The 10,809-nt window shown below is 60.9% G+C and carries 8 protein-coding genes; 5 read left to right on the top strand and 3 right to left on the bottom strand.

Annotated features, from left to right (window positions below; genetic code table 11):
- Positions 1–354 (top strand): hypothetical protein (locus AC0L14_RS24370; RefSeq protein ID WP_473750963.1); only part of this gene is annotated, 354 nt, incomplete at its 5' end.
- Between the two features lie 33 nt (positions 355–387).
- The gene (locus AC0L14_RS24365) at positions 388–621 is read left to right on the top strand and encodes a hypothetical protein (protein WP_292180813.1); all 234 of its coding nucleotides are present in this window, start codon (positions 388–390) and stop codon (positions 619–621) included.
- 231 nt (positions 622–852) lie between these two features.
- On the opposite strand, the gene AC0L14_RS24360 is transcribed toward AC0L14_RS24365, so the two are convergent.
- On the bottom strand, positions 853–1,929 hold the full coding sequence (locus AC0L14_RS24360) for an aminopeptidase (protein WP_473750961.1): 1,077 nt from the start codon (positions 1,927–1,929) through the stop codon (positions 853–855).
- A 256-nt stretch (positions 1,930–2,185) separates the two neighbouring features.
- On the opposite strand from AC0L14_RS24360, the gene AC0L14_RS24355 reads away from it, so the two are divergent.
- The 3 genes from AC0L14_RS24355 (at position 2,186) to AC0L14_RS24345 (ending at position 4,918) form a co-directional block, all read left to right on the top strand.
- A complete protein-coding gene (locus AC0L14_RS24355; RefSeq protein WP_473750960.1) occupies positions 2,186–2,845 on the top strand; it encodes a L,D-transpeptidase in 660 nt (219 codons plus the stop codon).
- A gap of 10 nt (positions 2,846–2,855) precedes the next feature.
- Positions 2,856–3,368: an OmpA family protein gene (locus tag AC0L14_RS24350; protein ID WP_473488588.1), complete on the top strand. Its 513-nt coding sequence runs from the start codon at positions 2,856–2,858 to the stop codon at positions 3,366–3,368.
- A gap of 314 nt (positions 3,369–3,682) precedes the next feature.
- Positions 3,683–4,918 carry a class I SAM-dependent methyltransferase gene (locus tag AC0L14_RS24345; protein WP_473488589.1) on the top strand — a complete coding sequence of 412 codons (1,236 nt, stop codon included), beginning with the start codon at positions 3,683–3,685 and terminating at the stop codon, positions 4,916–4,918.
- A gap of 539 nt (positions 4,919–5,457) precedes the next feature.
- Here AC0L14_RS24345 and AC0L14_RS24340 read toward each other — a convergent pair.
- Together AC0L14_RS24340 and AC0L14_RS24335 are read right to left on the bottom strand one after the other, a co-directional pair.
- Entirely contained in the window at positions 5,458–7,110 is a 1,653-nt protein-coding gene (locus AC0L14_RS24340; RefSeq protein WP_473750959.1) for an ABC transporter substrate-binding protein, read from the bottom strand.
- A gap of 12 nt (positions 7,111–7,122) precedes the next feature.
- Positions 7,123–10,518, bottom strand: coding sequence for an adenylate/guanylate cyclase domain-containing protein (locus AC0L14_RS24335; protein ID WP_473750958.1), 3,396 nt, complete (start codon positions 10,516–10,518; stop codon positions 7,123–7,125).
- Positions 10,519–10,809 lie beyond the last annotated feature (291 nt).

Here is a 10,809-nt window from a genome sequence, read left to right as displayed (position 1 = left end):
GCTAAACACGGGGGCTGCGCGGCGGACACGCCAACGTCACCGCTGAATGCCACGCCATTTTTGCAGAACTTGACGCAAACAACTCGTCTGCGGTTGTGTCGCGGCGATTTTGCCGTGTTCGGCAAAGCCTGGTGCAAAGCGACATTATCCCGGAATGCAGGGCGGATCGGGCTCATTTTGGGTAATGTGACGGGCATCTCGTCATGCGGCCTGGTGCCTCGGTGGCGCACGGGATCTGGGCTGCTGGCCGCGACGGAATATCTCGACGATGCGCATCGGGCCGCCCCCAAGGAACACTGTTGCCGCCCATCTAGCCGTCTTATCGGTATCGGCGAAGCCGCTGATCTGTGCTAAGCCGCCGCCCGAATAGCCAAAGGAGTACCCCCCGTGAGCGAGCCGACCGTGGCCGAGGCGACCGACAGCATCTATGCATCGCTCCAGGCGAACAATGCCGACATCGACGCACATATCGCGGCGCTCAAAGCAGCGCTGACGCGAGAGGGGATAGAACAAGCGGTGTTCGATCCGACCAGGCTGGCGCAGAACAACCGTTCGGGCCGCAAGCTAATGCAGGCTTATTTTCGGCAGCGCGGCGTGAGCGTGAGGTTTTCGGCCTCGTAGGGGCGCACGCTGAGGCGCGACGGCCCGCCGGCAATCATTGTGGTCCAGGATCCCGCGGGGAGTTCAGGCAAGCCCGCTTTTGGCTTCTGTAGGCCGACATGCGGCTTCCGGCCCCGCCGACGTCAAAATACCTAGGAAATCGGCCGACAAATGGTCAATTCAATCACCTGCGCCGGCTGCCGAGTACATCAGCGACCGATGCGCCGCTTCTGGCCTTCGGATTTGACCGGCTCAATCGCATGAATCTGCCGCCTTGAGCGCTTCGGCGCGGTCAGATTTGTCTAACGCGCCGATCCGTCGAACCAACGCGTAGAACCTTGGATAGTCGCCCGAACACAAATCGAACAAGCGGAGAAACGTCGTCACCTGATCACCGTAAACGGAAGTCGCGGCGAGCTTCGCGTTGTTAATCGGAGCATCGAACCAGACATCGTATCCCCGGTATCCACGCCAGCGACTGTCGCGCATCTCTCGGTAGCGCATCCGCAGCCGTTCGATCGCGGCTGTCTTTGCGGCCCGCTTTTGGTCCGAGGTATTGGAGTCGTCATAGACGTGCGCTAGCTCGTCCCGGGTGTGCGATACCAGCGCAAGAAATTCGGTCCTGCGCTTTCGGTCGGCTTTGTAACGGCGCAAGTCGCCGGTATCACCAGCCGCGCGCAGCCATTTTCTCACGCCGGTTGTTTCGACGGCGACAGCGAATGCCTCGTTGAATGCGGAATCGTCCTTCACATAGACGCGTTGGTGGGCCAGCTCGTGGAAAACTAGCCCTGCAAGACCCGCTTCATCTTGGCTGAGCATGGTGCTTAGCAGCGGGTCACTTGACCAGCCGAGCGTGGAATATGCAGTGATGCCCGTCACATAGACGTCCAGGCCCTGTCTCTGAAGTTCGACAGCGGTTTCAATCGCAGACCTTTTGGAGAAGTATCCTCGGTACGGAACGCATCCGAACACCGGAAAGCACCATGTTCGTGGCGTCAGCGAGAATTCCGGCGCGGCGAAGATGGCCCATGTCACCGCGTCCGGACCAACGTCAACATAGCTACGGTAGCTATTGTTGTCCGGCAGCGCTAGTTCATCTATCGCAAACTGTCGGATGGCGCTCGCCGATGCCATTCGAGCGCGCAATGTCCCAGGGGTCGACGGATCGTCGATCAGCTCTTCGACATCCTGGCGCGCCGCCATGATCTCCACGTGACCCTTCAAGGATTGTGCGTAGTAAGAAATGCTTGTGCAACCTGCCACGCCGGACATCACGATCATCGCAGCAACCGAACGAAAAAATACACGCATCACGGTTGCCCACGGCATTGCTCACACGTCCGGATAGGGCAAACGTCGCAACTACGCCCGGTCCCAAACAGTCGCGCCAATTTGGTTGAGGTCCTGGATGGGGTTTAGGTTAGACGTTCGTCCTCGGCAAGATTGTCACAATTCGGTCACTCGCCGCCAAATTGCCGAATGTCCGGACACGGCGGACTGAAGCAACGCAGCATTTTCCACTTTGAGGCGAAGTAATTCTCAACTATGGTCCGCCAGGCTTTTGGCATGGGGGGGAATATTGCCGATGGTTTTATCACGCAGGGGTGTCGTGCTCGGCGGCCTGGCGCTGGTCGCGGTGGGTGCAACCAGCAATATTGCTCAAGCCGCGGCGGCAAAATCCTTTTTCGCCGGTACCGCCAGCGACAACAATTTTGTCTATCGCAAGACCAACTTCGCCAAGATCGACAAGAAATGGCATCGCCAGATCGTCAAGTATTTCAGCAGCGAGCCGGTCGGCACCGTCGTGGTCGATACCCGCCACCACTTCCTCTACATCATCATGGAAAACAAGACCGCCATCCGCTACGGCGTCGGCGTCGGCAAGGACGGCTTCAAATGGTACGGCCGCGCGACGATCGACCGCCGCGCGCTGTGGCCGCAATGGGTCCCGCCCCCCGAAATGCGTAAGCGCAGGCCGGACCTACCGCACATGGTCGCAGGCGGCGCGTCCAACAATCCGCTCGGGCCGCGCGCGCTCTATCTGCACCGCAACGGCGCCGACACCGGCTACCGCCTGCATGGCACGCTGGAGCCATGGAGCATCGGCACCGACGCTTCCAGCGGCTGCATCCGCATGTTCCCGGAAGACATCATCGACCTCTACCAGCGCTGCCCGATCGGCACCGCGGTGCAGGTCCTGCCGCACATCGCCGACCAGGCGCCCGCTTCCACCACTGTCGAATGATTGGCGCCTCATGAACCGCATGATTGAAAACACGCGCCGGCTGCTCGCCGCCGGCCTGCTGGTGCTGGCCGCATCCTGCTCGACCAGCAACACGCTGGCCCCTTCCACGCCCGACATCACCAACACCGAGGTTGCCGGCTTCCAGAACGTGCAGCCGGGCAGCGAGGAGGATTTTATCCTCAATGTCGGCCGCCGCACCTATTTCACGCAAGGTTCGGCCGCGCTCGATTCTGTCGCCAAGGCCACCCTCGACACCCAGATCGCCTGGTTAGCAAAGCATCCGCGCTGGCTGCTCAAGCTGCAGGGTTTCGCCGACGATCCCGGCGCAAGTGAAACGGCGCTGTCGCAGCAGCGCGCCGATGCGGTGATGGACTACCTCGCCGCCGGCGGCATAGACCGCAACCGCATGTGGGCCAAGGGCTACGGCAAGGACAGGCTCGTCCGCGACTGCCCCGACACCGCCTGCAGGTCACAGAACCGCCGCGTTGTGGCTAATTTGCGCGATGAGAGGGACGAGCCGTAGGGGGCTGCTGTTCTGCTTGTGACCCGAAGCAGAGTCTCACACGCGACGGCGGCATGGCTGCTTTGCGCCCGATGTCCGCCCTTGAGGCGATCTTTGCGATTGCCGGATAGCAGACGCTGCCGGCGACCACCCTGGACATCTTATTGCGCCAGAAGCAGACATTTCTGATCGCGGGCAGGCTGCCCGGATGAGTCGCTACTTCGGCATTGGGAGGAGACTTCTGAAGTCCGGTCCCCCTCCGCCCCCAGGTCGGTATTGATGTACCGACACCGGGTAGTCATACTTACGGGGCAAATGAGGAGAAACGAGCCACAATGCGTCTGCTGCCAAATCTGCTCTCCCGTTTTGTAAAAAACGGGCGCCTGACTGTCATATTCGAGGACGGTTTCAGGCAAGCCTTCGGCAGTGGACAGGATGGGCCCGACGTGACGATCCGCCTAACCGACAAAGCGGTCGAACGCGAGATCTTCTTCAATCCGGAACTGAAGGCGGCCGAAGCCTACATGGATGGCCGCTTGGTGATCGAGAACGGTGGCAATGCATTTGACCTCTTGTCACTTTTTTCCGTCAACCGCACTGGGTTGGCAGCCCACCCTGTTCAGAAGGCGTTGCGGAAAGTCTGGCGTGCGTTGCGCCGGCGCCAGCAGAACAACAAACTCGGTCTCGCCGCCAAAAACGTTCAGCATCACTACGACATCCCGACGAAATTTTATGAGCTATGGCTCGACGAGACAATGACCTATTCGTGCGCCTATTACACGGCACCGGACAACAGTCTGCAGCAAGCGCAGATGGACAAGCATCGCCACATTGCCGCGAAGCTCAAGCTAGAGCCGGGCATGCATGTGATGGAAATCGGCTCAGGCTGGGGCGCTCTCGCCATCTATCTCGCCAAGTATTGCGACGTGAAGGTCACGGCGATCAACGTTTCGACGGAGCAATTGGCGGCGTCTCGGCTTCGAGCGATCGAGGCCGGGGTCGCTCACCAGATCGATTTTCGCGAGGTCGACTATCGCGAGGTCAGCGGACAGTTTGACCGTGTTGTCTCGATCGGAATGATGGAGCACGTGGGCGTCGTTCATTTCGACAGCTATTTCACGATCATTAATAGATTGTTGAAGGAGGGTGGCTTCGCATTGGTTCATGCGATCGGACGCATGTCACCGCCTGGTACGACGGCGCCGTTCATCCGCAAGTATATCTTTCCAGGTGGGTATGTGCCGGCTTTGTCAGAGGTGTTTGCCTCGTTGGAGCGCACGGGGATCTGGTGCGCCGACTGCGAAAATTTGCGGCTGCACTATTACTGGACGATCCACAATTGGCGTCTCGGTTATGAGGCCAGGCGCGAGGAGGCAGTCGCCATGATGGGCGAACGCTTCTGCCGTATGTGGGATTTTTATCTGGCGTCGGCCGAACTCGGCTTCCTAAACGGTTCAAATTTTGTCTTCCAGATACTGATCTCGACTCGCCGTGACGATGTCCCAGTCATCCGCGATTATATTGTCGAAGAAGAGCGACGCCTACTGAGCTCGATGCAGACGAGTGCGTAGTTTCGCTACACCAGTGGGCCCGGTCCGCTGGTTAGCTCCCCCTGCAGGACTCGGATGACAACAGACAGCCACGCCCACTCATCCCGCCGGTCAATCTTCGTCCGACGGAAGCGCCAGTGCAACCAATCGACAAGTCCGCAGATCAAAGCGGTCGGCCACGAATGACAGCTTTGCGCATCTCGGACGTTGACGTCAGCATTGTCACTTCCTGAAAGCGGACATTGCTAGAACGATTCGAGTGGTCGCGGTTGCGCCGATGTCGGCCATTGAGGTGACTGTTGCCACTGCCTGAAAGCAGACATTGTTGACGACCCTCTGGGGGTCGCGGTCGCGCCACTAACGGACTAAGAGTGGATTCTGAGCCCGCACTTAGGGTCCGTACAGAAATTATGGAATCGATTAGGTTCATTAGGCCGCGGCAATTGGCCGAATCCCGTCAAGGAACTGAAGCAGTTATTGCCATACGGGCCCTTAGTAGCCCCGTTCAAGGTTTACGAGATTGGTGATGTCATTGCCCAACTCGATCCCAGTCCTCTGGCTCAGGCGTCGAGCCATACTTTTCCGAAGTCGTGCTCGAAGGTCGGGTGCATGCCGTGGTTCTTCACCGCGGCCACCGAGTGGTTGTAGAGCTTGCGCCAGTAAGGCTGGATGATGATGCCGGAATCCTGGAGCATCTTCTCGATGTCGGCCATCACCGTCTTGCGCTTCTCGGCATCGGCGATCGACAGCGCCTCGCCGATCTTGGCGTCGAGGTCCGGATTGGAATAGGCCGCCTCGTTCCAAGCCTCGCCGGTGCGGTAGGCGATGGCGATTACCTGGATGCCGAGGGGGCGCATGTTCCAGTTGGTCATCGAGTACGGATACTTCGTCCAGTCATTCCAGAAGGTCGAACCAGGAATGACGGTGCGCTTGACCTTGATGCCGGCCTCGCGGAGCTGGGCGGCGATCGCGTCGCCCGTGTTCTTGTTCCAGTCCTCGTCGACCGTGATCAGCTCGTGCTCGTAGTTGGCCTGACCGGCTTCCGCCATCATTGCCTTGGCCTTTTCGATGTCGCGGGTCACCTTGGGCAGCTCCGCATAATCCGGATGGATCGGGCAGACATGGTGGTTTTCAGCCACAGTGCCGGCGTTGCCGTAGCCGAGTTGGAGCACCACCGCATTATCGACCGCCAATTGCAGGGCGTTACGGACCTTCTGGTCGTCATACGGCTTGTTAGCGACGTTGGTGCGCGCCACGATGGTCGAGGCGGTGACCACTTCCGATTTAACCAGATCGAGCGCATCGAGTATCGGCACATAGTCGGCCGTGGTCTCGTGGTTGGTGTGGACCTCGCCGGCTTCAAAGGCTGAGACCATGGCTGAAGGATTGGTGCCGTAGTCGATGAACTCAACGCCGTCGAGCATGACCTCGCCGCCCCACCAGGCGCCGTTTTCGCGACGCTTGTAAACGACCTTGCTGCCGACATCGTAGGAAACGAGTTCGAACGGGCCAGTGCCGATCGGGTTCTGGACGAAGTTGGCGCCGGTCTCATCGAAGGAGTGATGCACGATCAGGCCGGGATAGTCGCACAGGTTCGGGATGAGGCCGATGTCCGACTTCGTCAGCGAGAGCTTGACGGTCATTTCGTCGACCTTGGTGATGGACCCTTCGCGCAGATTGCCGGACGCTTCGTCGACCAGTGTGCCGAGACGGCCAGGCATCGAATTGCCTTCGGCGCTCTTGTCGGCCCAGCGGGTGAAGTTGAAGATCACGTCGTCGGCGTTGAACGTGTCGCCATTGTTCCAGGTGACGTTCGGCCGAACCTTCAGCGTGTATTCGGTCGCTTCGTCATTTACTTCCCAGCTCTCGAGCAGATAGGGCTCGAAAGTGAAGTCGCGCGTGTATTTCACCAGCGGCTCAAGCGTCTGGCGCTCGGCATTGGCGATTTCGGACCAATCGGCAGTGCGTGGATCCTTGGGATCCCTCACGTTCATCGCAACTTTCAGAACGCCGCCCCTTTTCGGCGTCTCCTGGGCAAGCGCCTTGCTCGGAGCGGCCAAGCCGAGCATTCCGTAAGCCATCGCGGTCGAAGCGCCGAAGGTGCTGGCCATCGCAAGAAATTCGCGGCGGTCGAAATTTCCCGCCTTTACCCCTTCAGCTATTTTCCGGATGTGATACGGAACACGATTCCCATTACTCCTATAGAAGGTCATGGCTCGCTCCCATTATGGCTTTGGCGCGATCCCCACGTTGCACAGTTTATCCAGAAGCGCCTTCGCATCGATCAAGTCGCGCGTGTTGAAGCCTTCCGTGAACCAGGCGTAGGTCGGCGCGAGCAGGTCGTAGGCTTCTTGCCGATCGCCGCGGTCGGCCCACAGGCGGGCCAGCGAAGTCGACGCGCGCAGCTCCAGTGATCGCGCCTGCTGTTCGCGAGCGATCTCGATGGCGCGACGATAATGCGCCTCGCTCTGTTCGGAGTCACGGGGTTTTGCCAGGAGCAGAAGATTTCCAGCGAGCCGGCTGAATTCCGACTCCCAAAGGCGCGCGCCAGTAGCCTCCGCCTCGGATATTGCTGGCAGCAGCATGCTCAGGCCCGTGTCGACGTCGCCCGCCAGTTCGCAGACGCATCCGAAAAGACAGAGAAAAAGGCCCTTTCCTTCGACGTCACCGAGGATTTCGTTTGGCAGCGGCGGCGGGGCGGCGGTGACGGGGGCTGGAACTTGCTGTGCGCTCTCGAGGGCCTCGATCATTGCCAACTGCAGACTGATATGGGGGACCCAGGCCGGAGATACCTCGTGCGCCAATTGAAGCCTCGCCGCGACTACCTCCCGAGCCGCCGCGGCGTCGCGGCGAAAGTAGTGCAGCACGGTGGCATAATAGAGAGCGTGCTCCAAACTGGGCGGATGAGGCAGTTGGCGGGCCCGGGCAATGGATTCTCGCGCCCGGGCCAACGCCTGATCCGGAAAGCCAAGCATCCACAGACTGACGCCCTGCTTGGCAGCTGCGCACACGCCGGAGTCGTGGCCACTATAGACGAAGGCGTGCGAGAAGTGTTCTGGCCGATAGAGGAGAAGACCCTTGTCGGTGTGCTCGTACACCGAGCGCCACTTGCCGAGCGCGTGTTGCGTCGTCCAATTGACGTGGTGGGCCTCCAGCAGCAGGGACGGGTCGCCCGATTGTCGGGCGATGTCGATCAGTTTATCAGCGAGGGCGGTGGCCGTGTGCATCTGCCCCCGGGCCCGGTGGCCGGTGCACAGGCCGCGCAGCGCGGGGAAGGATTTGGACGTCTCGCTGCCCAGTTCGGCACATAGCTCGCAGGCTCGCGTATAGGCGGCGACGGCCCCGGCAGACCCATAGCCCTTGAGCGATGCCAAGGGTATGCCAAGCGCAAGCTGCAGATCGATCTCGCGATCGTCGCGGGCCCGGCTGTCGGGGAGTTGGGCGAGGAGGTCAAGGCCTTTTGAGAGGTGCGCAACGGCTTCGTTGTGGGCCGAGCGACGATTGGCGCGGAGGCCCGCCTTGTACCAGGACGACACCGCATCATCGAACAGTCCGCCCTCGGTAGCATGGTGGGCGAGAACCTCCGGTTCCGCCTCTGCTCGCTCGGGAAAGCGATCACGGAGGAGCGTGGCGATCCGGCAATGGAGTTGCTGGCGTCGGCTCTTCAGTAGCGACTCGTAGGCGGCATCACGCACGAGTGCATGCTTGAAGGTATAGATGGCGTCCGGAGGCTTGCCGCGACAAAAAGCCAGTTCGGCATGGACAAGTTCGTCCAGAGCGGTCCTGACCTTCGGCTCGTCCATCCGTGCCGTCGCTTCAAGCAATTCGTAACTGAACTCGCGGCCGATAACAGCGCCGATTTGCGCCACTTCCTTAACCGGCGACAATCGATCAAGGCGAGCCAGGAGCGAGTCCTGCAGCGTCGAGGGGATGGCGAGCGGTGGAAGCGGGCCGGCAAGCTCATAGTGCTCACCGGCATCGCGGAGCAGACCGGATTCGAGCACGGTCTTTGTGAGTTCCTCGACGAATAGCGGCACGCCTTCGGTCTTGCGGAGAATATGCGCTTGCACTTCGCCGGGAAGCGGCCGGCCGCCAGTGAGATGGTCAATGAGTGTTGCGCTTTCGTTCCGCTGGAGATGACTGAGTGTCAGCAGCGTCACATACGGTCGGCCGGTCCAGCGTGGCGCGAACTCGGGCCGGAAGGTAACAACCAGCAGTACCGGCAACCGCTCGATCCGATCGACAATGCGATCGAACAGCTCAAGGCTGGTGGGATCGAACCAGTGAGCATCCTCGACCGTCATGAGCACCGGCTGCTTGGCCGCGAGGCCCTCAAGCTGGGCGAGCAGCGCCTGAAACGTCTTCGCCTTTTTCTGTTCCGGGGCGACTTTGGGCACCGGGTAGCGGTCGCCTGTCGGGATCGCCAAATACTCAGCGATCAACGGGATCGCCGATTTCGGGTCAGGCTCAGCCGCGGTAAGCAGTGCCTCCAGCTTGGCCAATTTCACCTCCGGCGCATCCTCGTGCCTGAAGGCCGCAGCCCGACGCAGCTGGTCCAGCACCGGGAACAGAGCGCTGTTTGTGCGATGGGGCGAGCCGTGATAGCGCAGCGACAGACATTCCTCGCCGAGCCGCTCGCGCAATGCGATCGCGATGCGGGACTTGCCGATGCCAGGCTCGCCGGACAGCAGTACGACCTGGCCCCTGCCATCCTTGGCCTGCCGCCAGCGGTCGAGGAGCAAGGCTACCTCCTGATCGCGGCCGACCAGCGACGTGAGGCGCATCCCGTGCAGCGCCTCGAAGCGGCCCTCGGCTCGGCTCTCGCCCATGACCAGCCATGCCTGCACCGGCTGGGCGAACCCCTTCAGATCGTGGGTGCCAAGATCAACCAGCTCGAACAGCTCGCGAAGCAGCAGCCGGGTCGTTCCAGCCACGACCACATTGCCAACCTGGGCAAGTGCTTGCAGGCGTGCCGCCAGGTTCGGCGTCTCGCCGACCACCGCCTCCTCCTGCGCTGCACCTTCGCCGATCAAGTCGCCTACCACCACCAGACCCGTGGCGATGCCCACTCGCGCCCCCAGCGGCACTTTCGCGGGCGTCGCCAGCTCGGCGACAGATGCGACAATGGCAAGCCCGGCCCGCACTGCTCGCTCGGCCTCGTCCTCATGTGCACGCGGCCAGCCGAAATACGCCAGCACTCCATCGCCCATGTACTTCGCCACATGGCCATCCACACGCGTGATCTCGGCAGCCACCGCATTCTGGTATGCCCGGATCACCTCTCCCATTTCTTCCGGGTCGAGCTGACCCGACAACGCAGTCGATCCGGCCAAGTCAGCAAACATTACCGTCAACTGACGGCGTTCAGCTTCCGGGCGAGGCGGTGGACCACTTCCAGGGATCGGTTCAATTCGGGCCGCTGTGGCGGGATCCCCCATACCGCGCTTGCCAAGCTCCGCGATCGCCGCCAACACGAGCTTCCTTGGGCCCATCGGCAGCCCCAGCGTCTTGAGGTCCGCATCCGAGAGATGCGGGAGCACTTCGGGCGTGATCTCGTTCCTGGCGAAGGTTCTGCTATATTTGCCGAGCCCAAGGCTCGAGAGCCACCCGGCAATGTCCATGACACGCTCCGTGTAGTCCGAGACAGATTAGCACCGAGCAAGCGCAGGGCGAAGCCCGGATGCATCGTCCGACGGCATCAATGTCATGCGCAGGTTAGCGCATGCTGAGGAGTGAGATTGGGATTCCGCAGGGGACGGAACCCTGCCGCGTCCATCGGCGCGGAGAATGAAAGTATTCTACATCCGATTGAACCGGGGAGGCGGCCTGAGGGATTGCGCTGACACAGGTAAAAAGTCAGGTCACTCAATCCTGGGAATGTCGCGAATGGCTCGGTTCGAGCCCTTTGCGAC

The organism is Mesorhizobium sp. WSM4841, assembly GCF_055811515.1.
Note: the sequence above shows the minus strand (reverse complement) of the source record. Positions and strands in the feature narration are given on the sequence as shown.